Below are 24,900 nucleotides of genomic sequence, written 5' to 3'. Positions count from 1 at the left end.
CACTGATTGTGTCAGAGGTGTCCTATAGGATATAAGGTCACAAAGGTGTTGATATAGGATGTTTTGTTCTTAGTATGTGTCTGTTTATAACACATATCAGGCTTTTACAGGCAAGGTTCTGCCCACATAGATTTTCATGTTCTCTTATCATTTTGAAGTGGGGGCAAAATTCCGATCATGCGTGATAAATAGAAGCATATTGTTAACTTTAGTTACTCTCTCTGCTTTATTTTGGTTGAATGGAATAAAGCAGAATTCCAATATTTCTATACATGAAAAAACGAGGAATTGATGTCCTCGTTTTTTTTATGCTATTAGGCTGGACCAGATATTTTGATTGGATTAGCCAGTCGCAAATCAAGATATTCATTTTCTATTCGCACTATTGGCAAGTGGGGGTCATTTTGATGAATAAAGATAATTTCCGCAATTTTATTGTTTGTTAATTTCACTTTTTTAAATAATTGTTTATTCATGATAAATTGGGCAAAAGGAATAACAATGGCAGGATTTAAAACATTGCTTTGTGCACTATTAATTAACTTATTTATCGCTTCATAATATGATTTTTTTTGTTGATAAGTATTTGTACACATGCTATTGAATGTATCTGCAATTGTAATAATTTGTATCATAATAGGGATATCTTTTTCTGTACGTTTATTTGGATAGCCTTTTCCATTGATTGTTTCATGGTGCAATAGAGCGGTTCTTGATATTAGAATATCTAATTGAGTGATGGGGAAAAGTAAACTTTTTCCAATAATAGTATGTTGTTGGATTTCTTTGTATTCTGTTTGCGTTAATCGTTCCTTTTTTTGCAGAATTTCAGGATTGACTGCTAACATGCCTATATCATGGAATAAGCCCATTTGTCCGAGTAAATGGCATGCCTTTTTTGAAAGGCCGAGTATTTTGCCAATGATTGCTGAAATAATTCCAACATTAATGCTATGTTGATAAATATAATTGGAGGGATCAATATCTTGATGAATGATATCTAATATGGAAAGGTCTTTTAAAGCAAGTTCTAGTACTTTAGCAAAATGGGTCAGCAATTCTTCTATGCCATCTTCTTTTTTTTGCAATATGTTATGGAATATCTCTTTTACGTCCTCTAATAAAAAAGTATATGATTTATCAATAGAGACAGAATGCTGTTTAATTAATGAAATGGCAAAAGCTGGTTCTACTTGATGTTTTTTTAATAGTTCTATATGTGTAGCGTTTATTTTTACTCCCTTTTTAAGCAGTAAAAGACCGTCTATGGAATTGGAAAAAATATCTTCTGTTAATTCATTTCCAATGATGTCTATTAAAATATTTTTATCTTCCATATAAATGTCTCCTTAATAAAAAAAATTTGAAAATAGAAATAAATTATTCTAGTAAATTTTACCTTATAAAGAAAAATGACAAAACCTACTATATTCCTAGTAAGTATCAATCATTTATCCTAATTTTATAAAAAAATATTAATAGGAAGAACTTGGATGAATGAAGTTGCTTTTTAGTTGGTTTTAGTCTATATGATGGAAGCATATTAAAGGTTTCGCGGCAGTGATTAAATAATAGAGAAAAATTTCCTTTTTGTTACTGTACATCTAGCTTGTTAGAAAAAAAATACAACTATATAATAGAATAAAAAACTGACTAATAAATATTTAGCAATTAAATGGGAGAAAAGAAGTTTTAAGTCTCTAGCCGTTAGAGGTTTTGTTGACAAAATTCACAAAAAAAATTTTCCATAAGAAAAAATAAAATATAGCAGGATAAATACATATTTGCATCGGGATCTTCTGTGATGACTTCCTTTTTACTGAATGCAAAAAAAAGAGAAGGTGCTTTCTGCTTGTCAAATGTGCAGTGGTTTATCTAGGAGGAGAATTTATGATAGATTGTAGAAAAGATTTATATACATATTTAAAAAATCATATTAATAATATGACGGATGATTGGTTAAAAACAATAGAAAATAGCCCTTCAACTTATTATAATTCGAATATTTCTGCTGCCGCTTTTGCAAAATTAAAAGAAAGTCACCGCATTTTAATTGAAAATGTTTTAACAGTATTTATAGAAGATGAAGATGTGTATACACAAAATTTAAACGATTGGGCTGTGGTCATTGCTGAAAAAAGGTCAAAGGAATTAGTGCCGATTTTAGAATCTATTCAGCAATTAAACCAGGTTAAATTAATACTGATTTCTTATATTCGGAAGTTTGCCGAAAATGATCCTAGCAAATTAACAGTGCCGATTGTATTTAACTGGATTGGTTTAGCAAATTTTGCATTTGAATTATTTACTAATATTTTTATTGAATATTATGATAAGTTTAAACATCAGCAGCTGTCTGTTCAACAAGAAATAATTAATGATCTTAGCAACCCCGTTATCCCTATTTCTGATGGCATTGGCGTAATGCCATTAATTGGTGTGTTTGATATGCAAAGAACACGTTTTATCGTAGAAACAACTTTAGAGCAATGTTCAGATAAAAAGATTAATAATTTATTTATTGATTTATCAGGGGTGCCTATTATTGATATGATGGCGGCAAATCAGCTATATCATGTTATTTATACATTACAATTAATTGGTGTTAAAGCGCATTTTTCAGGTATAAGACCACAAGTTGCTCAAACTATTATTCAATTAGGAATAGATTTTAGCAAAGTTTCAACTTTCAATAATTTGGCAAGTGCTTTAGCTTCATTAAGCCTGCCGTCGCTAAAATAATGATAACGTAATAAAGAGGTGTATATTTTGTGATTAAATATTTATCGGCACTTTTTTTTCCTGGACTTTTAGTTGTCTTGTTTACAAGAGTGACTTACAATCGGGTAATTGCACTCATTTTAACAGTAGCTTTGATTGCAGCTTCTGTTTATAAAGGATATACAGATTCATTTTTGCTTATTGTGATAGATTCCTTTTCTTTGACGGTTGGTTTTTGGTACAGCAAGTGGCTAAAGGATCGCCGAGAGTCCCGCATATAACTTTTTTATTTTCGTTGTCCCAAAGTTCTCTAGTTAACCCGCAGTGATTGATTGTGAGGAGAATTGCCGAGGGGTTCCATTTAACTGAATAAAGTTTAACAGTAAGAATAACTGATGAGAATGCAGACTATCTATTTTGTAAAAAAAGAGTTGTGATTCGAATCTTTGTTATTCTTTTTCTTTTAGGCAAAAAGAAAAAACGAATATTTGTTCGCTTTTTTCTGGTTTGAAATGGCTGGTTTGTGGTAGAATGGTAATATACTAAGCAAAAATATAGGTTTAATTTTTACATATAATAATGAAGAGAAGCTGACAGGAAATAAAAAATGGAAATGAGATTCTTGTAAAAATGGCTTATCTAAAATAATTGTTTTTTTGTTGATAAGTAAGGAAATAATCCTATTGCATAAGGATTGATTGGGAGGATTTTAGGTGAATCAGGAATTTGATTTAGTTTCTAAGTATACCCCTCAAGGCGATCAACCAGGGGCTATAAAGGAATTGGTCGAGGGGATAAAATCAGGAAAAAAAATACAGACATTGCTGGGAGCAACAGGTACGGGAAAAACTTTTACAGTAAGCAATGTGATTAAAGAAGTGAAAAAGCCAACTTTAATTATTGCCCATAATAAGACGCTGGCTGGACAATTATACAGTGAGTTTAAAGAATTTTTTCCAAATAATGCTGTTGAATATTTTGTTAGTTATTATGACTACTATCAACCAGAAGCATATGTTCCGCAAACAGATACATTTATTGAAAAAGATGCAAGCATTAACGATGAAATAGATAAATTAAGACATTCGGCAACTTCTTCTCTTTTTGAACGAGAAGACGTTATCATTGTGGCAAGTGTATCTTGCATTTATGGTTTGGGATCACCTGAGGAATATAGGGAAATGGTTGTTTCTCTTAGAACGGGTATGGAAATAGAGAGAAATCAGCTTCTTCGCAAGTTGGTTGACATTCAATATAGCCGCAACGATATCGATTTTAAAAGGGGAACTTTTCGAGTTAGAGGAGATGTTGTAGAGATTTTTCCCGCTTCACGTGATGAGCATTGTATCCGGGTTGAGTTTTTTGGCGATGAAATAGACCGGATTAGAGAAGTAGATGCTTTAACTGGCGAAATTCTCGGCGAAAGAAATCATATTGCCATTTTTCCGGCTTCCCACTTCGTTACAAGAGAAGAAAAAATGCGATTGGCAATTGAAAATATAGAAAAAGAACTGGAAGAACAATTAGAAAAATTAAGAGAAAATAATAAATTATTAGAAGCACAGAGATTAGAACAGCGCTGCCGCTACGATTTGGAAATGATGCGGGAAATGGGTTTTTGTTCCGGCATTGAGAACTATTCTAGACATTTAACATTACGTCCGCCAGGTTCTACACCATATACGCTGTTAGATTATTTTCCAGAAGATTTTTTAATCGTAATTGATGAATCACATGTTACTCTTCCTCAAATCAGAGGGATGTACAACGGGGACCAAGCAAGGAAAAACGTATTAGTAGAGCATGGATTCCGTTTGCCTTCCGCTCTAGATAATCGTCCACTGACCTTTAATGAGTTTGAAAAACATATCAATAAAATGATCTGTGTATCCGCTACGCCAGGACCTTATGAATTAGAGCATACGCCTGAAATGGTAGAACAGATTATTCGGCCAACAGGTCTGCTTGATCCAACTATCGATATTCGGCCGATTGAGGGTCAAATAGATGATTTAATTGGAGAAATTCATGAAAGAATGAAACGGAATGAAAGAGTTCTTGTCACTACATTAACGAAAAAAATGTCAGAGGATTTAACTGATTATTTAAAGGAAATCGGGATAAAAGTTCAATATTTGCATTCCGAAATAAAAACATTAGAGCGTATTGAGATTATTAGAGAATTGCGCATGGGAAAATATGATGTGCTTGTCGGCATCAATTTATTGCGAGAAGGATTGGATATTCCAGAGGTTTCCCTAGTAACCATTCTAGATGCGGATAAAGAAGGATTTTTACGGTCTGATCGGTCTCTTATTCAAACCATTGGCCGGGCTGCAAGGAATGCAAACGGACATGTAATTATGTACGCAGATAAAATAACAAAATCTATGGAGCTGGCTTTATCAGAAACAAAACGGCGGAGAAAAATACAGGAAGAATACAATGAAAAACATGGCATTGTTCCACAAACGATTCAAAAAGAAATTAGAGAAACTATTCGCGCAACGCAAGCAGCTGAGTCTCCTGAAGAATATCAAACTTCTGTAAAATTAAAAAAATTAACAAAAAAAGAAAAAGAATCAATGATCATGCAAATGGAAGCAGAAATGAAAGAAGCAGCAAAAGCGCTGAATTTCGAAAGAGCTGCAGAGCTGCGTGATTTACTTTTAGAATTAAAAGCAGAGGGATGAAAATATGGCAAAAGATAAAATAATAGTGAAAGGTGCAAGAGCACATAATCTGAAAAATATTGATATTACAATTCCAAGAGATAAATTGGTTGTTATAACTGGTTTATCTGGCTCAGGAAAGTCGTCCCTAGCTTTTGATACTATTTATGCAGAAGGCCAAAGAAGATATGTGGAATCATTATCCGCATATGCTCGTCAGTTTTTAGGGCAGATGGATAAGCCCGATGTTGATTCTATTGAAGGGCTTTCTCCAGCCATTTCTATTGACCAGAAAACAACAAGCAGAAATCCAAGATCAACAGTTGGAACGGTAACCGAAATTTATGATTATTTAAGGCTCTTTTTTGCACGAGTTGGCAGACCAACATGTCCAGATCATGGAATAGAAATCAGCTCACAAACGATCGAACAAATGGTAGATCGAATTTTAGAATATCCAGAAAAAACTCGACTGCAAATTTTAGCACCTGTTATTTCTGGAAGAAAGGGCACCCATATAAAAGTGCTCGAGGATATAAAAAAACAAGGATATGTCCGGATTCGCATTGATGGAGATATGTTTGAAATCGGAGAGGAAATTTCCTTAGAAAAAAATAAAAAACATAATATTGAAGTAGTTATAGATCGGCTTGTTGTAAAAGAGGGAATTGCTGCAAGGCTGGCTGACTCTTTGGAATCTGCTTTGCAATTTGGAGAAGGAAAAGTGATTATTGATGTGATTGGACAGGAAGAGCTTCTGTTCAGCGAGCATCATGCCTGTCCAATCTGCGGCTTTTCTATAGGGGAATTAGAGCCAAGATTATTTTCTTTTAACAGTCCTTTTGGAGCATGTCCTGATTGTGACGGATTAGGAACCAAACTGGAAGTAGACATTGATTTAGTTATTCCCAACCCGCATTTAACTTTAAAGGAAAATGCGATTGCACCATGGGAATCAATCAGTTCTCAATATTATCCGCAATTATTGGAAAGTGTGTGCAATCATTATGGAATTGATATGAATATTCCTGTTAAAGATTTGCCGAAAAATCTTCTGGATAAAATTTTATATGGATCTGGAAAGGAAAAAATACATTTTCGTTATGAAAATGATTTTGGACTATTGCGGGAGAATGATATTCAGTTTGAAGGCGTCTTAAAAAATGTCGAAAGACGCTATAAAGAAACCAGTTCAGATTATATTCGGGAGCAAATGGAAAAGTATATGGCCACTCAGCATTGTCCCGCATGTAAGGGATATCGTTTAAAAAGAGAAGCGCTAGCAGTACTTGTAAATGGTTTGCATATTGGAAAAATAACAGAAAAATCAATTGTAGAAGTGAATGATTTATTTAAGAACCTTACTTTAACGGAAAAAGAGCAGCAAATTGCTAATCTTATTTTAAAAGAAATAACAGAACGAATCGGTTTTTTAATAAATGTTGGCTTAGATTATCTAACATTAAGCAGAGCGGCAGGAACTCTTTCCGGCGGTGAGGCGCAAAGAATCAGATTAGCAACACAAATCGGCTCTCGTTTAACAGGTGTTTTGTACATATTAGACGAGCCTTCTATTGGTTTGCATCAGAGGGATAATGATAAATTAATTGAAACATTAAAACATATGAGGGATATTGGCAATACTCTAATTGTGGTAGAACATGATGAAGACACAATGATGGAAGCAGATTATTTAATTGATGTTGGTCCAGGAGCAGGAGTTCATGGGGGGCAGATTATTTCGACGGGAACGCCAAAACAAGTGATGCGGGATAAAAAGTCCATCACAGGGCAATATTTATCTGGAAAAAAATTCATTCCGCTTCCTTTAGAAAGGAAACAAAATGATGGCAGATTTATAGAAATTATTGGCGCAAATGAAAATAATCTAAAAGATGTTGATGTTAAGATTCCATTAGGTTTATTTATCGCTGTAACTGGTGTCTCTGGATCTGGAAAGAGTACGTTAATTAATGAAATTCTTCATAAATCTTTAGCTCAGCGATTAAATCGTGCAAAAGCAAAACCAGGAGAACATAAAGAAATTAACGGCATTGAATATTTGGAAAAAGTCATTGATATCGATCAATCCCCTATAGGGCGAACTCCAAGGTCTAATCCTGCAACATACACGGGTGTTTTTGATGATATCCGCGATGTATTCGCAACAACAAATGAAGCAAAAGTGCGAGGTTATAAAAAAGGAAGATTCAGCTTTAATGTAAAAGGAGGAAGGTGCGAGGCATGCAGAGGAGATGGCATTATTAAAATTGAAATGCACTTTCTTCCAGATGTTTATGTTCCATGTGAAGTTTGCCATGGCAAACGGTATAATAGGGAAACATTAGAAGTTCAATATAAAGGGAAAAATATTTCCGATGTATTAGAAATGACAGTGGAAGATGGATTATCTTTTTTTGAAAATATACCGAAAATTCATCGTAAGCTGCAAACAATTGTGGATGTTGGATTAGGATATATAAAACTTGGGCAGCCTGCAACTACTCTTTCTGGAGGAGAAGCGCAAAGAGTAAAGCTTGCTTCTGAGCTGCATCGCCGGTCCACAGGAAAATCTTTTTATATTTTAGATGAACCAACAACAGGCCTTCATGTCGATGATATATCCAGACTTTTAGTTGTCTTGCAGCGTCTGGTGGAAAATGGCGATACTGTATTAGTCATTGAACATAATTTAGATGTGATAAAAGCAACAGATTATATTATTGATTTAGGGCCTGAAGGTGGAGATAAAGGTGGAACAATATTAGGATTTGGCACACCTGAAGAAATAGTCGAATTGGAAGGGTCTTATACCGGAAAATATTTAAAGCCTATTTTAGAGCGAGACCGACTTCGAATGAAGCAGCAAATAGAGGAACTGGAAAAGGTATAAACGGCAACAGTCAAACACTTATTTGAATGGTAACCAGCGAGCAGCTGATTTTTAAGAAATGCATTTTTGCATTTCTTTTTTTCTTAAAACTAATTCTTAAAGGAAAAAAGAAAACATAAACTAAATACGAAGCATGTTAAATGACTGATGGCCATCAGGATTAACATCCTTATTCTTGGAGATTTAGATTTGGAATGAAACTTTGTTGGAGCTGATTCGTATGTAAAGCAGAAGGGAAACAGCATAAAAAAATTCCCCTCTCATATGTACTTTAGCTTTTGCCAATTCTCTTTTTGGTTATGATGATAATGAATGGGATGCAAAATATAATGATAACAGGATTGATTATTTGTTTTTACGAACAGAACGGGGGGCAAACAAAATGGCAGATGAGAAAAAACGAATTTTAAAGCTAGTGGAAAGCGGAAAATTATCAGTTGATGAAGCAATTGCTTTAATGGAAATGGTGGATAAAGAGGAAAATAAAAAAGAGCAGGATATATGGCATGTAGATTTTGAAGAATCTAAATTTCAGGAAAAGAAAAAAGAAACGGCTTCTTCCTTTAATTTTCAAACTGCAAAAGGAAAGATTTTTGATTTTGTTGATTCGACTATTAAAAAAGTAAAAGAAGTAGATTTAGATTTAAACTTCGGCCATTATGAAGAAGTTTTTCATATCTTTCAATATACAGATATTATTCCAGAAACGATTGATATTGATATTCCAAATGGAGATGTGGAGCTTATTCCTTGGGAAAATCAAGAAATCCGCATAGAATGTAAGGCGAAGGTTTATCGTGTCGATTCGTTAGAAGATGCAAAACGCGTATTCTTAAAGGAAGTAGACGTGGCTGCAGATAAAGAAAAACTAGAAGTAAAAGTGCATCATAAATGGATGAAGCTGCAAACAACCATCTATGTACCAACAGAAGAATATAAAGTAACCAAGATACGCCTTTTTAATGGTCCGATAAAAAGCAATAATCTTCATTCCGGTCAGATATATGCAAAAACAGCAAATGGAAAAATTCATTTAACAGCCATTCAAGCTAAAAAACTGGAAGTTGATGCAGCGAATGGGAGTATAGATGTCGAAAAAACCAGTGCAACTGCTATGGATGCAGAAACCATTAATGGCGCAATACATGTAGACGGCTACTTTGAAAGAGTAGACTTGCAATCATTTAATGGAGATATAGTATGCACCAACCATTCGGAGGATTGCGAATATATTGAATTAAAAGGAACCACAGGAAATATGGATGTAAATATTATAGAAGAATTGGCCGTAAATGGGAATTTAAAAACAAACTTTGGCGGATTTAATGTAGAGTTAGAGGGTATACAAATAATAGAAGAAAAAAAGGATGTGCTTCAAAAAACACTGCAGTTTCAATCGATTCAATCGATGGAAAAGCGCACGTCAATTGATGCAAATACAAAAACAGGAACAATCAAAATAAAAAAAATTGGGAATCAAGAGGTAAGTTAGAAGGAGAGAATAAAAGATGAAAGAAATAAAACGATCAAAAAGCAACAGAAAGCTAGCAGGGGTTATAGGAGGATTAGCAGAAAGATTTAATATAAATGCAAATCTGCTGCGGCTGATTTTTATTATTGGAATCATTTCAACTGGATTTTTTCCATTAGCAATAATATATCTTGTGCTAGTATATGTATTGCCGAATGAGGTGTAAGACAAATGCGTTGGATTGTAAGTATTGTTATAAACGCCATATTTTTTATTGCATTAGCTGGTCTATTTCGTGATTCCTTTTATTTATCAGGGATAGGTGCTGCACTAGGTGCAAGCATTATCCTATCCTTGTTAAATGTAATTGTTAAGCCAATATTAGTACTTTTGACATTGCCTGTAACAATACTTTCTTTAGGTTTATTTTTATTTATCATTAATGCTGTTACATTATCGCTGACTGCTCAATTAATGGGAGACAGTTTTGGAATTTCCAGTTTTGGAATGAGTATATTTTTTAGCATCCTCTTATCTTTATTTAATCTTGTTATTCAAAATACGGTATTGGGAAGAAAAAAAGAATAGTTGTCTATTGATTATTTATTTTTATACATAATAGAGGATCAAGAGGTATCCAATAAGTCAATTTGGCTATTGGATGCCTTTTTTATATTCAAGAATGGGGATATATCAATATTTTAGATTTTTTTAATAGCTTTTTTCGTAAATTTTGTGGCATTACGGCAAATCGACGGGGAATCTGAATGAAACTATATAAAAAACAACAATTAATGGGAAAGCAGTCTTAAAAATTGAATAAATTAGCTCTTCGGAAAAAGCCCGACTCTTGTTTTTGTTTCACAAATGAGGTTTTATATCTAGGTTTAGGTTATTTTCGACATGGAATATAGCATAAATTTAGCGAATAATGCTAAAATAAAGTGAATGTTTAAAAGAGCTAAAAAATGGTGTATGTTTATAAACAGCAATGAACCTTTTAAAGGAGGAGCTCCAGTGGCGAAAGTATTGATAAAAGAAGTAATGAAAGAATTTGATTTAGAATTAATAAGTGGAGAAGAAGGAATAAATAGACCAATTACGGTAAGTGATATATCCCGCCCCGGTTTAGAAATGGCTGGTTACTTTGATTATTATCCAGCAGAACGTATTCAATTATTAGGAAAAACAGAATTAACATTTGCAAATAAACTAAGCAGTGAAGAGAAAACATCTAGGCTGGGAAGACTTTGCAGTGATATTACTCCAGGAATTATTATAACAAGAAATAAAGAAGTGCCGGCAGAATTAATTGCAGCTTCTGAACAGAATTCTGTGCCAATCATGCGCTCTAAACAAAAGACATCATTATTTTCCAGCCGATTGACCAATTTTCTAGAAAAAAAACTTGCACCGACAACAGCTGTTCATGGAGTTCTTGTAGATATATATGGTGTTGGGGTTCTAATTACAGGAAAAAGTGGAGTAGGGAAAAGTGAAACAGCGTTAGAATTAGTAAAACGGGGACACCGTTTAGTAGCAGATGACTGTGTAGAAATTCGTCAAGAAGATGAAAATACAATTGTTGGAAGTTCACCAGAACTGATAGAACATTTATTAGAGATTCGCGGGCTAGGCATTATTAATGTAATGACATTATTTGGAGCAGGTGCTGTCAGAAGCTATAAAAAGATATCTATGGTAATGTCTTTAGAGCTTTGGGAGCAAAATAAACAATATGACCGTTTAGGATTAGATGAAGAAAAAATGAAAATTATTGATACGGATGTTACCAAAATAACTATTCCAGTTCGACCAGGACGAAATTTAGCTGTCATTATTGAAGTAGCTGCCATGAATTTCCGTCTAAAAAGAATGGGTGTAAATGCAGCAGAGCAATTTACGAGTAAGTTGGCAAATGTTATTTCCGATGATGCTGGGAAATGATTATAGTTAACAGGCTTTGCAGACAAAGGGATGAGAGATAATTGAAGGAGGAAATAAATTGGGAGAAATTCAGCCAATAGATCCTATTGCTTTTTCTTTAGGTGGACTTGACGTCAGATGGTATGGAATTATTATTGGAACAGGATTAGTTTTAGCTCTAATCCTAGCCATTAGAGAAGGAAATAGAAGAGGCTTGCACAATGATGACTTTCCAGATTTAATGCTTTGGGCTATACCTATTGCGATTATTTCTGCAAGAATTTATTATGTAATTTTTGAGTGGGATTATTATAGCAATCATCTAAGTGATATTCCGAAAATATGGCATGGAGGTATAGCCATACATGGAGCGTTGATTGGATCTATTATTACTACCTACATATTTACAAAGAAAAAAAATATTTCATTTTGGAAAATGGCGGATATAGCTGCACCAAGCATTATATTGGGACAAGCAATTGGACGCTGGGGAAACTTTATGAACCAGGAAGCACACGGTGGAGAAGTGAGCCGAGCTTTTCTGGAAAATTTGCATTTGCCTGAGTTTATCATTAATCAAATGTATATTGATGGTGTTTATTATCACCCAACTTTTTTATATGAGTCTATATGGAATTTATTAGGTTTTGTGGTATTGTTGCTGTTGCGTAAGGCAAACTTGCGATCTGGGGAAATCTTTTTATCCTATGTCACCTGGTATTCTATTGGAAGATTCTTTATTGAAAGAATGAGAACAGACAGTCTGATGATTGGGGATTTAAGAATGGCGCAATTAATATCTCTCGGACTGATAGCATTTGCTGTTATGGCGATTTTTTACAGAAGAAAAACAGGGTTTGCAAATAAGCGCTATTTAGATTAACCATTGCATGTATAAATGGATAGAAGGGAAAGCTGGATTTTGAGTAAAAAAATAAACACGCTGCTGTTTGATTTAGATGGAACTCTTATTAATACAAATGAATTAATTATTTCTTCTTTTTTACATACATTAGAGCAATATTATCCAACTCAATATAAAAGAGAAGATGTATTGCCGTTTATGGGGCCTTCCCTTAAGGAAACATTTGAATCTTTAGATGCAGAAAAAGCGGAAGAAATGATTAAAGTATATCGGGAATATAATTTAGCAAATCATGATAGTATTGTAACAATATTTGATGGGGTGTATGAAACAGTTAAAGAATTAAAGAATCGCGGATTTAAACTTGCTATTGTAACAACAAAATTATCAGATGTAGTAGCCATGGGATTAAAACTAACTAAATTAGATGAATTTTTTGAAGTAATTGTTGCAATGGATCATGTGAAAACACCTAAACCAGATCCAGAGCCAGTTCTTTTAGCATTAAAAAAGCTGAAGGCTAAACCGGAAGAAGCGATAATGATCGGCGATAATCATCATGATATTTTGGCAGGAAAAAATGCTGGAACGATGACAGCAGGTGTTGCCTGGTCATTAAAAGGAAAGCAGCACCTAGCAGAATACAAACCAGATTATATTTTCGATAATATGGAGGAATTGCTTTCTATTAAAGAAGTGAAAGCAGAATGAGAAAGACAACCCGTTATCCTGTCAGTGGGGCCAATTCGCTGTGGCATGTTTATAAAACGGTTCCTTTTATAAAAGTAATAAAAAACTTTATTATTATTCAGTTAGCAAGATATATTCCTTTTCTTGCATGCAAAAATTGGATGTATCGGACTTTTTTGCGAATGAATATTGGAGAGCAGACATCATTTGCCTTAATGGTGATGCTCGACATTATGTATCCTGAAAAAATAAAAGTAGGTAAAAATACCATAATCGGATACAATACAACGATTCTTGCCCACGAATATTTAATAGATGAATATAGAATCGGGAATATTGAAATTGGTGATGAGGTAATGGTTGGAGCAAACACTACTATTTTGCCTGGAGTAACAATTGGTGATGGAGCAATTGTTTCTGCAGGTACACTTGTTCATCAAGACGTGCCGGCTGGAAGTTTTGTCGGAGGGAATCCTATGCAGATTATTTATACAGCGGAAGAAATGAAAGAACGAAAAAAAAATAATCCTGTTTATATTGTGGAATAATAAAAGTGGCCAGCCAGCGTCTCCACTGATTGCTGGCTGAACCAATCGGGCAATTATCCCCCACCTAGATAAAAGAAAGCTTTCTCGTTTCCTCTCATAATCTGAGAGAGAGTTTAAAAGTCCGTTAATGCGAGATAGATAAAAAGAGACGACTATTACTGAAAACTTGTTTCTATTCCAAAAAGATGATGTTAAGCAGCAAAAAGCTGATGCAATGGAGTAAAGTTTCCTTTAAGCAGTCGTCTTTTTTATTGTATTCGCTGATTCATTAGAATAAAAAAGAAATAGCTGCATTAGTTTTCTTTTTAATTGACTGAATCTTTAAATAGTATGTTTTATCTTTTAAGTTCAGAATTATATAAAAATAAAAGGAGATTTTTTATTTTTTTCTTGACCTCCTGTTAGAGGAGGAGTAAACTACAAATAACTCTTTAATTTGTTAGTATATTAGCGAACTAAAGTATTCGGAATATTCGACAAGAGGTGTAATGATGAGCAGTTTATTTATGTTTGAAAAGCCATTAGGCATGAGAGATACATTACCGGAAACGTATGAAACAAAAAATAAAATAAAAAGAAAAATGGAAAAAGACATAAAAAAATGGGGATATCAATTTATTGAAACACCTACATTAGAATACTATGAAACAGTTGGCACCGCTTCTGCAATTTTAGATCAACAGTTATTTAAATTATTGGATCAACAAGGACATACACTTGTACTTCGGCCTGATATGACAGCACCAATTGCACGTGTAGCTGCATCTAAATTATTAACAGAACAACTGCCGCTGCGATTAGCTTATAATGCTTCTGTATTTCGGGCACAGCAGAGAGAAGGCGGGCGCCCAGCAGAATTTGAGCAAATTGGCGTGGAGTATATTGGAGATAAAACAATTAGTGCAGATGGAGAAGGAATTGCCTTGATGATTTCTTCTTTAAAAGAAGCAGGATTAGAGAACTTTCAATTATCGATTGGACATATTGGATTTGTGAAAACTTTCTTTTTGCAAATATTGGGCACAAAGGAACGAGCAGATGCTTTAACTAAATATTTATATGAAAAAAATTATGTTGGTTATCGTCAGCATGTAGATAAATTGTCCTTATCTAGCATTGATAAACAGAGATTGCATCAATTTTTAAAGTTAAGAGGCGGAGAAGAAGTAATTAATTTTGCCTATGATTTAATTGAAGATAATAAAGGGAAAAGCGCCATAGATGAATTAAAACAGTTATGGGAAATTCTTGTGGATTATAAAGAAACAGGAAGAGTTAAACTGGACTTAACATTAGTGAGTCATATGAGCTATTACACGGGGATTTTATATGAAGTATATGCGGAGGGAGTCGGTTTTCCAATTGGCAGTGGAGGAAGATACGATCTTTTGCTTGAAAAATTCGGGAAATCAACAGGGGCAACTGGTTTTGCTATCCGTATGGATCATTTGTTGGAAGCCCTTGGAGAAATAGAAAAAACAAAGGATATCCATTGTATTTTATTTAGTGGAGATCGCAGAAAAGAAGCTTTTGAGCTGGCAAAGGAAAAAAGAGCAGCAGGCATTAAAGTGATTACACAGGATATCAATGGAGTTGGCAATGTCGATGCATGTACCAAACAATATAATGAAATATCATTATTAGTAGGAAAAGCAGGAATGGAGGTTGTGAAATGAGTGATATATTAACAATTGCCATGCCAAAAGGAAGAATTTTTGAAGAAGCGGCAAACTTATTGCGTGAAGCAGGATTTAAATTGCCTCCAGAGTTTGATGATTCTAGAAAACTGATCATTGATGTAGAAGAAGAAAATTTCCGCTTTATCCTAGCTAAACCAATGGATGTGCCAACATATGTGGAACATGGAGTAGCTGATTTAGGGATAGCCGGAAAAGATGTCATGTTAGAAGAAGAGCGAGATGTTTATGAACTTTTAGATTTGAAAATTAGTGCATGCTATCTTGCTGTAGCTGGATTGCCGAATACAAAGCTAAATGAAATTGCACCTCGAGTCGCAACAAAATATCCTAATGTTGCAGCCGCTTATTTTAGAGAACAGGGTTCACAAGTGGAAATTATTAAATTAAATGGATCGATTGAACTTGCCCCGATAATTGGATTATCCGACAGAATTGTTGATATTGTTTCAACAGGAAAAACGCTTGTAGAAAATGGGCTAATTGAATATGAACGAATTGTGGATATTACATCACGCCTAATCGTCAATCCGGCGAGTTACCGAATGAAAGATGAAAGAATTAGTGACTTGGTGGAACGGCTCAATCATGTTGTTAAAGGCAATGCATTAACAAGATAAGGCGATATAGAGTGAAAGGAGGACCTAAAATGAAAATTATCTATGGAGAAGAAAATATTAATATCAAACGTTCTGTAGATTCAGGAACAGAGGAACAAAGGAATATTGTTAAAGAAATTATTGAAAATGTACGAATAAATGGAGATAGCGCATTACAGGAATATACGCAAAAGTTTGATCGTACAGACATTACAGATTTTTTGGTAACTGAACAAGAAATCGAAGCAGCATATAGTGATATAAAAGAAGAAATGGTAGCCATTATAAAAGAAGCGGCAGACAATATTAGCAGTTATCATAAAAATCAGCTAAAGTCGTCCTGGATGGTGACAAAAGAAAATGGATCCATTCTTGGGCAAAAGGTAACGCCATTAGATTCTGTAGGGGTATATGTGCCAGGTGGAACAGCAGCATATCCTTCTTCGGTTTTAATGAATGTTATGCCAGCACATGTTGCTGGCGTCAAAAGAATTGTAATGGTATCCCCTCCAGGAGAAAATGGGGAAATTCCAAGTGCTGTTTTGGTTGCAGCACATATTGCAGGAGTAAAAGAAATATATAAAGTCGGCGGCGCGCAAGGAGTTGCTGCGTTGGCATATGGCACAAAAACTATTGCGCCTGTCGATAAAATCGTTGGACCAGGCAATATTTATGTAGCACTTGCTAAACGAGAAGTATTTGGTGATGTAGATATTGATATGATCGCAGGGCCGAGTGAAATTGCCATTTTAGCAGATGAGACAGCAAAAGCAAAGGAAGTAGCAGCAGATTTGTTGTCACAAGCAGAACATGATAGAAGAGCAAGCGCTGTTTTAGTAACTACATCAAAGGAGCTGGCGTTAGCTGTAGCAAAAGAGGTAGAGCAGCAGCTGAGCAGTTTGCCGCGAAAGGAAATTGCTCAGCAATCCATCGAAGATTTTGGTTTAATCCTTGTTAAGGAAACAATGGAAGAAGCGATTGAAACAATTAATGAATTGGCGCCGGAGCATTTAGAAATCATAACAGAAGATGCTTTTGAACAAATTGGAGCAATTCGCCATGCAGGCGCCATTTTTGTAGGACGATATAGCTCAGAGCCAGTCGGAGACTATTTTGCAGGCACTAATCATGTTCTTCCGACAAATGGAACGGCGAGGTTTTCAAGCCCCTTAAATGTTGAAGATTTTCAGAAAAAATCTAGTGTTATTTATTATAGTAAAAATGCTTTTTTTGAAAATGCAGAGAAAATTGCCGCTTTTGCACGATTAGAAGGCCTCGAAGCACATGCAAGAGCGATTGAATCACGATATAAATAATCAATGTTTATTGTAATAGATTAGTAGATGTTTTTTGGAGGGATTAGGATGGGAAGAACAGCTGCCATAAGCAGAAAAACAGGTGAAACAAATATTCAGCTATCGTTTAATATTGATGGAGAAGGCATTTCAGAAATAGACACTGGGGTTCCGTTTATGAATCATATGCTTGATCTGTTTACAAAGCATGGCCAATTTAATTTAACAGTACAAGCAAATGGTGATATTGAAGTAGATGATCATCATACCACAGAGGATATTGGAATTTGTCTTGGGCAAGCTTTGCAGGATGCTGTTGGCGATAAAAAAGGCATTAAAAGATATGGAAACAGTTTTGTGCCAATGGATGAAACATTGGCGCAAGTAGTGGTGGATTTGAGTAATCGTCCTCATTTAGAATTCCGCGCAGAATTCCCAAGCCAAAAGGTGGGAACCTTTGATACAGAATTAGTGCACGAGTTTTTATGGAAGTTTGCATTAGAAGCAAGAATGAATTTGCATGTTATTTTGCATTATGGGAGCAATACGCATCATATGATTGAAGCAATCTTCAAAGCGATGGCAAGAGCGCTTGATGAAGCAACAACCATTGACCCAAGAATTAAAGGGGTACCTTCTACGAAAGGAATGCTGTAATATGTTAGGCATTATTGATTATGGAATGGGGAATTTATTTAGCGTCAGCAAGGCGCTTGAGCGATTGGGTGTTCCTTATTTTATTTCAGATGACAAACAAAAATTAATGGAAGCTGATGCACTAATTCTTCCAGGTGTAGGTGCATTTAAAGATGCAATGAGCTGCTTAAATGATACAGGATTGTCTGCTATGATTCATTCTTATGTGGAAAGTGGCCGCCCTCTTTTAGGCATCTGTCTTGGCATGCAGCTTCTATTTGAAGAAAGCGAAGAACATGGGCTTACGAAGGGATTGAGTTTGCTTCCAGGAAAAGTGGTTCGTTTTCCTGGAATAACGGCTAATGAAGAAACGTATAAGGTTCCTCATATGGGATGGAATTTATTGTCTTTTCAAAAAAACGGTCCGTTAACAGAAAAAGTGCAGGATGGCTATGCTTATTTTGTTCACTCTTATTATGCACAGACAGAGGAAGATGTGATAATTGCAAAAAGCATCTATGATAAAGAGGTCCCTGCTGTTGTCGGTAAAGACAATGTTTATGGGATGCAATTCCATCCTGAAAAAAGCAGTAAGCTAGGCATGCATTTATTAAATAACTTTACACAGCTGATAAAGAAAGGATGAAACAAATGAGCTTTACAGTATATCCTGCAATCGATATGCGCGGCGGTAAATGTGTACGCCTGCTGCAAGGGGACTATGATAAAGAAACAGTTTATGGAGATTCTCCTTTCGAAATGGCAAAAAATTTCGCTGAGCAAGGCAGTAAATGGATACATATGGTAGACCTTGATGGAGCAAAAGATGGAAAAAGAGTAAATGATTCCTTTGTTATTGATGCAGCTCAAAAATTAGGAGTTAATGTGCAAATTGGTGGGGGCATACGTACAGAAGGAGATATCGTGCATTATTTAGATAAAGGAATAGCACGCGTAATTATTGGAAGTATTGCTGTGTCCAATCCGGAATTTGCTATTGAAATGATTCGCAAATATGGTTCGAAAATAGCAGTAGGCATAGATGCAAAAAATGGCTTTGTGGCTACACATGGATGGATCACTACATCAGAGGCGCGAGCAGTTGATTTAGGGAAAAGATTTGCTGATGCAGGAGCAGAAACTTTTATCTTTACCGATATAGCAACAGATGGAATGCTTAGTGGCCCAAACCTTCAAGCGGTAAAGGAAATGGCGATAGAAACAGGAAAAGAAGTAATTGCTTCAGGGGGCGTCAGCCAATTAGAAGATTTAGTGACATTAAAGGAATTAAGCGATGTGGGCGTTCGTGGCGCTATTGTTGGTAAAGCCTTGTATGAAGGGCGATTTTCTGTTCAGGAAGCGTTAGAGGTGAATAGTTCATGCTAACGAAAAGAATTATTCCATGCTTAGATGTAAAGGATGGCCGTGTTGTAAAGGGAGTGCAGTTTGTTCAATTAAGAGACGCCGGAGACCCAGTAGAATTGGCAAGATTTTATGATGAACAAGGTGCAGATGAGCTGGTGTTTTTAGATATTTCTGCATCCCATGAAGGCAGAAAAACAATGGTCGATGTAGTAAAAGAAGTTGCATCTGAATTAGCTATTCCGTTTACAGTTGGGGGAGGCATCAATACATTAGATGATATGAAAAAAATTCTTCGTGCTGGTGCCGATAAAGTGTCTTTAAATACTGCAGCGGTAACAAATCCAAATCTAATTGCTGAAGGTGCTAATTTTTTTGGTTCCCAGTGTATTGTAGTTGCGATTGATGCTAAATTTGATCAGGAAATAAACACTTGGCGCGTCTTTACACATGGGGGAAGAAAAGCGACAGGCAAGGATGTTGTTTCTTGGGCGAAAGAAGCGGTAACACTTGGTGCAGGAGAAATTCTTTTAACAAGCATGGACTCAGATGGCGAAAAAAAAGGGTTTGATTTAGCTTTAACAAAAGCAGTAAGTGAGGCCGTCTCTGTACCGGTTATTGCATCTGGCGGTGCAGGAAATGCAGAACATTTTGCAGATGTTTTTTTCGAAGAGGGAAAAGCAGATGCTGCACTTGCTGCATCGATCTTTCATTATAAAGAAACATCCGTACATGAAGTAAAGGAATATCTGAAAGAAAGAGGAGTGCTTGTTAGATGAATATAGAAGAATTAACATTTGACGATAAAGGACTTATTCCAGCAATCGTTCAAGATGCTGCTACAAAAGAAGTGTTAACTTTAGCATATATGAATAAAGAATCGTTAGGGAAGTCAATAGAAACAGGAGAAACCTGGTTTTTTAGCAGATCAAGACAAGAACTTTGGCATAAGGGAGCTACTAGCGGCAACACACAGAAAATTGCAGAAATAAAATTTGACTGTGATTCAGATGCTTTAGTTGTATTAGTAAATCCTAAAGGAGCAGCTTGCCATAATGGCACAACTAGCTGTTTTGCAGAAAGTTTTTATCAAAATAGTGAGGCAAGCAATGCGGATTTTGATTCAGCTCCATACAAAATTTTATATAATCTTGAACAAGTGATTAAAGAAAGAGAAGCTAATCGTCCAGAAGGTGCTTATACAACGTATTTATTTGAAAAAGGTGTAGATAAAATCCTTAAAAAAGTTGGAGAAGAGGCATCAGAAGTAATCATTGCAGCAAAAAATCGCGATGCTGAAGAATTAAAATGGGAATCCGCTGATCTTTTATATCATTTGCTTGTATTATTAAGAGAGCAAGAGCTGCCATTTGCAGAAATTTTAACGGTGTTAGAAAAACGTCATCAAGAAAAAGGATAAAGAATATAGAGAGTCTACCTAAAGTTGTTGCAGCTGTTAGGAGACTCTTTTTTTGGGAAATTTGTTTGAATAACAGCAATACCTCTTAAGAGAATGTTTAAATTAAGACAAAACTTCCAGTAATGATTCTTCTCCGAATGCTTTATCATATGGTATACTACATTAGTTATCGTTATTATAAGTTATGGTTCTAAGAGGGACTTTCATTATATTGGAGGATTTTATGCATAAAAACTCAAAAATTTTACAACCGATGGGTAAAATTATTACATTTAATCCTACAGGCGAATATTATTTTTCAAAAGGCATTAAAGCATATCATCGAAGAGATTATTATAAATCATTAAAGTATTTGCAAAGAGCGCAAGCGTTAGAGCCAGGAGAACCAATGATTCTATGCCAGCTTGCTATTGTGTATGCAGATACTGGAGAATACAAAAAATCAAATGAGCTTCTTCATCTTATTATTGAAGAATTAGATGAAGAGATGGTGGAATGTTATTATTTCCTTGCAAATAATTATGCGCATTTAGGATTTTTTAAGGATGCATATTATCATGCAACCCTTTATTTGAAATTAGATCCAGATGGAGATTTTGTGGAGGATACAGAAGATCTTCTGGAAGTGCTGACACTTGAGTCAGATAATTTGCATGAGGAAGATGCATATGAAGAGGAAGATTTAATAAATAGACAAGAAGAAGCAAGAGAATTGCTTGAAACAGGACATTTTCCAAAAGCTGTTGAGGTATTGAATAAGGTAATAGGCGATTATCCAGAGTATTGGTCAGCCTATAATAATCTTGCATTAGCATATTTTTATCTTGGAGATGTAAAAAAAGCAAATAGCATCTTAGATGAAGTACTAGAGAAGAATATGGGGAACTTGCATGCACTATGCAATAAGTTGGTGTTTGCTTTTTATGAAGACCAAAAGGAAAATGTAGAGCAATTAACGGAAATGCTAAAAAAAATCAACCCTATGTCCAGCGATCATCAATATAAGCTGGGGACGACCTTTGCATTAGTAGGAGAATATACTCCGGCTTTTTTTTGGCTGCGGAAACTCTATAAACAGGGGTTTTCAGGAGATGCTTCTTTCCATTATTGGTTATCCTACGCGGCTTTTTTTACGGGAAGAGAGAATTTTGCTGCATCCATTTGGGAAAAAGTATTGCAAGAAAATCCCGAGAAAAAGGGACATGAACCATGGAATAAAATAAGAAATCATGTGCATGGATTTGAAGATCATGTAGATTCTATTCGAAAAAGATTAGAAAGCGATCATTTGGAGGAAAGATTATTTGCATGGTTTTTAACAAGTGTTTCTTCTTATAAAGACGAAATAATTGCCTCTATTGATGTGACAGAACATCGTGATTTATCGCCGCTAGAAGAACAATATTCTTTTTATATTAAAACAGGTCTTCAAATGAAAGAAGCGCCCCTTTTGCATGCACATAATACAGCATTATTGATGTATAAAAAACATCACCCAGTTGGAACGTCTGAGGCAGGATTATATTTAATGTGGTTTTCTGTTTTTATTGGATTGCACAAAAAGGGAATTTCTATGAAAAATAATCTAGCTTTTGCTGCTGCGATGGAATATATATGGCATAAATATAGAAATGAAAAAATTTCACAACAAGAAGCAGCAGGCTATTACGGCCTTTCTACTTCTACACTGCAAAAGTACGTTAAATTAGTAACAGATTATTTGGGGTGAGCAATAGCGCCCTTTATTCATCTGCAGTGAGCAGATTTTTGGACTATTAGCAGTTTGTTTTATAGGATAGGAATAGCTAGTCATACTTATAGTAGAAATAGCACATACTTTATTATGGCATTAGAAGATCTTTTTCTTGCGGAAAAATATAATGTTTACGTACTAACCATACTATAGATGAGATGATGGTAAAAGGGAAAAATACTTGATGAACTATATGGACATTTATGATCATAAACATTGGTGATTTTGAATTCGAAAAAATCCTTGCCTTACCTGTAAGGATTGTAACTATAGATTTCATAAGATAGAACCGACTTGTTTTATCAACAAAGCTAATTAACAAAGCCTATTAAAAAAGGAGGAGATTAGGATGACAGAGGAAAAAATTTATGATGTGATAATTATTGGTGCAGGCCCTGCAGGAATGACAGCAGCAGTTTATACTTCCAGAGCCAATCTATCAACACTAATGATTGAAAGAGGCATACCTGGCGGACAAATGGCAAACACAGAGGATGTCGAAAACTTTCCAGGTTTTGAAAGCATCCTAGGTCCAGATTTATCGAATAAAATGTTTAATCATGCGAAAAAATTTGGCGCAGAATATGCATATGGCGATATTAAGGAAATTGTGGATGGAAAAGAATATAAAACAGTAAAAGCAGGTTCCAAAGAATATAAGGCAAGAGCTGTCATTCTATCAACAGGGGCAGAATATAAAAAAGTAGGCGTACCAGGCGAAAAAGAACTTGGCGGCCGTGGAGTATCTTATTGTGCGGTTTGTGATGGAGCATTCTTTAAAAATAAACGCTTATTTGTAATTGGTGGAGGAGACTCAGCTGTTGAAGAGGGCGTATATTTAACTCGTTTTGCATCACAAGTTACCATAGTTCATCGTCGTGATGAACTGCGTGCACAAAAAATACTTCAACAAAGAGCATTTGATAATGAGAAAGTTGATTTCATTTGGAACCATACGATTAAATCCATTCATGAAAAAGATGGAAAAGTTGGCAGTGTGACGCTTGTTTCAACAGCGGATGGCACAGAACAGGAATTGGATGCAGATGGTGTATTTATTTATATTGGCATGGTTCCTTTATCAAAACCTTTTGAAAATCTTGGTGTTACGAATGAAAATGGCTATATTGAAACAAATGACCGAATGGAGACGAAAGTTCCAGGCATTTTTGCAGCTGGAGATATTCGCGAAAAATCATTGCGCCAAATTGTGACAGCTACAGGTGATGGAAGCATTGCTGCACAAAGTGTTCAGCACTATGTAGAAGAATTGCTGGAGACATTAAAAGAAAAAGCCAAGTAACTAGGTTTGCAAGAGGGAGATGCTAAAAAGTGTCACCCTCTTTTAATTCTGCTGTAATAAAAGTGAAATATATTTTGGGTAATATAAAAATAGAATTAACCCCCTTTAAGATATATATTTTTTGCATAGGTAATCAACCTATGCTTTTTTTGTGCCTTAAAACGATGCCTCTTTTTGGTCACGCGCATTACCAGGGTTTTATTCCCCTCCCCATTTTGAGGTGATAGGAGGTCTAGGAGGGCAAAAAATTGCCCGTCTTTTTATTCCTTGTCCTTTTTTAGCTAGCTACAATCTTTTGTGATGCAGTCTTGCTGACAGATGACTAGGAATAAACTTGTATACAAAAGCAATGCTAATGAATAGGTTGATTAAATCTTGCTAAATTAGAAAAGCAATAGAACTTAGAGGCAGTTTTGTTATATTTCTATCTATTATTTTAAATGATTGATGCAAAAACATAGATTGATTCCCTTTAAATACAGAGGGCATTTTATTGTGGGTGTGTCGCATTAATAGTATAATGAAAGGAATAGAGTGTGTTTGCCTACATAAGTTACTTACAAAAGTTTGAGGTGAATGAAGTGCAGCGAGTGACAAATTGTTTGTTATTAAAGGATAATAAAGTACTTTTATTACAAAAGCCTAGACGCGGTTGGTGGGTTGCTCCTGGCGGGAAAATGGAACCAGGAGAATCTGTAAGAGACTCATGCATTCGTGAATTTAGGGAAGAAACTGGTATCTATTTAAGAAATCCCAATATTAAAGGAATCTTTACTTTTATTATAAAAGATGGCGATAAGATAGTATCTGAATGGATGATGTTTACCTTTTTCTCCACCAATTCTGATGGCATTCATGTAGAAGAGTCAGAAGAAGGAAAAATTGTATGGCATGATCTAGAAGAAATAAAAAATTTGCCAATGGCTGAGGGAGATTATCATATTTTAGATTATATGATTCACGGCAATGGGCTTATTTATGGGACCTTTACGTATACTCCTGATTTTAAATTGATTAGTTACCGATTAGATCCAAGCTGAATTTATAGG

The 24,900-nt window shown here is 35.0% G+C and carries 23 protein-coding genes; 22 read left to right on the top strand and 1 reads right to left on the bottom strand.

Features of this window, described 5'->3' with window-relative positions; all coding sequences use genetic code 11:
* Positions 1-314: 314 nt before the first annotated feature.
* Positions 315-1,337 carry an HD-GYP domain-containing protein gene (locus NCCP28_RS13570; RefSeq protein WP_248561948.1) on the bottom strand — a complete coding sequence of 341 codons (1,023 nt, stop codon included), beginning with the start codon at positions 1,335-1,337 and terminating at the stop codon, positions 315-317.
* A 553-nt stretch (positions 1,338-1,890) separates the two neighbouring features.
* Here NCCP28_RS13570 and NCCP28_RS13565 point away from each other — a divergent pair.
* The 22 genes from NCCP28_RS13565 to NCCP28_RS13460 all read left to right on the top strand — a co-directional run bounded on the left by NCCP28_RS13565 (position 1,891) and on the right by NCCP28_RS13460 (position 24,891).
* Complete coding sequence (locus NCCP28_RS13565) at positions 1,891-2,742, top strand: STAS domain-containing protein (protein ID WP_248561947.1); 852 nt, start codon at positions 1,891-1,893, stop codon at positions 2,740-2,742.
* Positions 2,743-2,771: 29 nt separating this feature from the next.
* A complete protein-coding gene (locus NCCP28_RS13560; protein ID WP_248561946.1) occupies positions 2,772-3,002 on the top strand; it encodes a CsbA family protein in 231 nt (76 codons plus the stop codon).
* Positions 3,003-3,434: 432 nt separating this feature from the next.
* Complete coding sequence (gene uvrB, locus NCCP28_RS13555; RefSeq protein WP_248561945.1) at positions 3,435-5,414, top strand: excinuclease ABC subunit UvrB; 1,980 nt, start codon at positions 3,435-3,437, stop codon at positions 5,412-5,414.
* Positions 5,415-5,418: 4 nt separating this feature from the next.
* Complete coding sequence (uvrA, locus tag NCCP28_RS13550; protein WP_248561944.1) at positions 5,419-8,286, top strand: excinuclease ABC subunit UvrA; 2,868 nt, start codon at positions 5,419-5,421, stop codon at positions 8,284-8,286.
* A 382-nt stretch (positions 8,287-8,668) separates the two neighbouring features.
* Entirely contained in the window at positions 8,669-9,778 is a 1,110-nt protein-coding gene (locus NCCP28_RS13545; protein WP_248561943.1) for a DUF4097 family beta strand repeat-containing protein, read from the top strand.
* A gap of 16 nt (positions 9,779-9,794) precedes the next feature.
* Positions 9,795-9,983: a PspC domain-containing protein gene (locus NCCP28_RS13540; protein ID WP_248561942.1), complete on the top strand. Its 189-nt coding sequence runs from the start codon at positions 9,795-9,797 to the stop codon at positions 9,981-9,983.
* 5 nt (positions 9,984-9,988) lie between these two features.
* On the top strand, positions 9,989-10,345 hold the full coding sequence (locus NCCP28_RS13535; RefSeq protein WP_248561941.1) for a phage holin family protein: 357 nt from the start codon (positions 9,989-9,991) through the stop codon (positions 10,343-10,345).
* 429 nt (positions 10,346-10,774) lie between these two features.
* Positions 10,775-11,704 carry an HPr(Ser) kinase/phosphatase gene (gene hprK / locus NCCP28_RS13530; protein ID WP_248561940.1) on the top strand — a complete coding sequence of 310 codons (930 nt, stop codon included), beginning with the start codon at positions 10,775-10,777 and terminating at the stop codon, positions 11,702-11,704.
* A 58-nt stretch (positions 11,705-11,762) separates the two neighbouring features.
* Entirely contained in the window at positions 11,763-12,566 is an 804-nt protein-coding gene (lgt, locus tag NCCP28_RS13525; protein WP_248561939.1) for a prolipoprotein diacylglyceryl transferase, read from the top strand.
* 39 nt (positions 12,567-12,605) lie between these two features.
* Complete coding sequence (gene ppaX / locus NCCP28_RS13520) at positions 12,606-13,259, top strand: pyrophosphatase PpaX (protein ID WP_248561938.1); 654 nt, start codon at positions 12,606-12,608, stop codon at positions 13,257-13,259.
* Positions 13,256-13,786 (top strand): acyltransferase, encoded by a 531-nt coding sequence (locus tag NCCP28_RS13515; RefSeq protein WP_248561937.1) that lies wholly within the window; start codon positions 13,256-13,258, stop codon positions 13,784-13,786. Before ppaX ends, NCCP28_RS13515 begins: the two co-directional genes overlap by 4 nt.
* A 491-nt stretch (positions 13,787-14,277) precedes the next feature.
* On the top strand, positions 14,278-15,462 hold the full coding sequence (locus tag NCCP28_RS13510) for an ATP phosphoribosyltransferase regulatory subunit (RefSeq protein ID WP_248562204.1): 1,185 nt from the start codon (positions 14,278-14,280) through the stop codon (positions 15,460-15,462).
* Positions 15,459-16,103: an ATP phosphoribosyltransferase gene (hisG, locus tag NCCP28_RS13505; protein ID WP_248561936.1), complete on the top strand. Its 645-nt coding sequence runs from the start codon at positions 15,459-15,461 to the stop codon at positions 16,101-16,103. The genes NCCP28_RS13510 and hisG overlap by 4 nt, the downstream gene beginning before the upstream one ends.
* A 29-nt stretch (positions 16,104-16,132) precedes the next feature.
* Positions 16,133-17,398, top strand: a complete 1,266-nt coding sequence (gene hisD, locus NCCP28_RS13500; protein ID WP_248561935.1) for a histidinol dehydrogenase — start codon at positions 16,133-16,135, stop codon at positions 17,396-17,398.
* A 48-nt stretch (positions 17,399-17,446) separates the two neighbouring features.
* Positions 17,447-18,034, top strand: coding sequence for an imidazoleglycerol-phosphate dehydratase HisB (hisB, locus tag NCCP28_RS13495; protein ID WP_248561934.1), 588 nt, complete (start codon positions 17,447-17,449; stop codon positions 18,032-18,034).
* Position 18,035: 1 nt separating this feature from the next.
* Positions 18,036-18,659: an imidazole glycerol phosphate synthase subunit HisH gene (gene hisH / locus NCCP28_RS13490; RefSeq protein ID WP_248562203.1), complete on the top strand. Its 624-nt coding sequence runs from the start codon at positions 18,036-18,038 to the stop codon at positions 18,657-18,659.
* A gap of 5 nt (positions 18,660-18,664) precedes the next feature.
* Entirely contained in the window at positions 18,665-19,399 is a 735-nt protein-coding gene (gene hisA, locus NCCP28_RS13485; RefSeq protein ID WP_248561933.1) for a 1-(5-phosphoribosyl)-5-[(5-phosphoribosylamino)methylideneamino]imidazole-4-carboxamide isomerase, read from the top strand.
* The gene (hisF, locus tag NCCP28_RS13480; protein ID WP_248561932.1) at positions 19,393-20,154 is read left to right on the top strand and encodes an imidazole glycerol phosphate synthase subunit HisF; all 762 of its coding nucleotides are present in this window, start codon (positions 19,393-19,395) and stop codon (positions 20,152-20,154) included. Before hisA ends, hisF begins: the two co-directional genes overlap by 7 nt.
* Positions 20,151-20,795, top strand: a complete 645-nt coding sequence (gene hisIE, locus NCCP28_RS13475; protein WP_248561931.1) for a bifunctional phosphoribosyl-AMP cyclohydrolase/phosphoribosyl-ATP diphosphatase HisIE — start codon at positions 20,151-20,153, stop codon at positions 20,793-20,795. The genes hisF and hisIE overlap by 4 nt, the downstream gene beginning before the upstream one ends.
* Before the next feature lie 223 nt (positions 20,796-21,018).
* Positions 21,019-22,524 carry a tetratricopeptide repeat protein gene (locus NCCP28_RS13470; RefSeq protein ID WP_248561930.1) on the top strand — a complete coding sequence of 502 codons (1,506 nt, stop codon included), beginning with the start codon at positions 21,019-21,021 and terminating at the stop codon, positions 22,522-22,524.
* Between the two features lie 373 nt (positions 22,525-22,897).
* On the top strand, positions 22,898-23,851 hold the full coding sequence (trxB, locus tag NCCP28_RS13465; protein ID WP_248561929.1) for a thioredoxin-disulfide reductase: 954 nt from the start codon (positions 22,898-22,900) through the stop codon (positions 23,849-23,851).
* A gap of 581 nt (positions 23,852-24,432) precedes the next feature.
* Positions 24,433-24,891: an NUDIX hydrolase gene (locus NCCP28_RS13460; protein WP_101177239.1), complete on the top strand. Its 459-nt coding sequence runs from the start codon at positions 24,433-24,435 to the stop codon at positions 24,889-24,891.
* Positions 24,892-24,900 lie beyond the last annotated feature (9 nt).

Source organism: Niallia sp. NCCP-28 (genome assembly GCF_023168165.1).
GTDB lineage: Bacteria > Bacillota > Bacilli > Bacillales > Cytobacillaceae > Niallia.
Note: the sequence above shows the minus strand (reverse complement) of the source record. Positions and strands in the feature narration are given on the sequence as shown.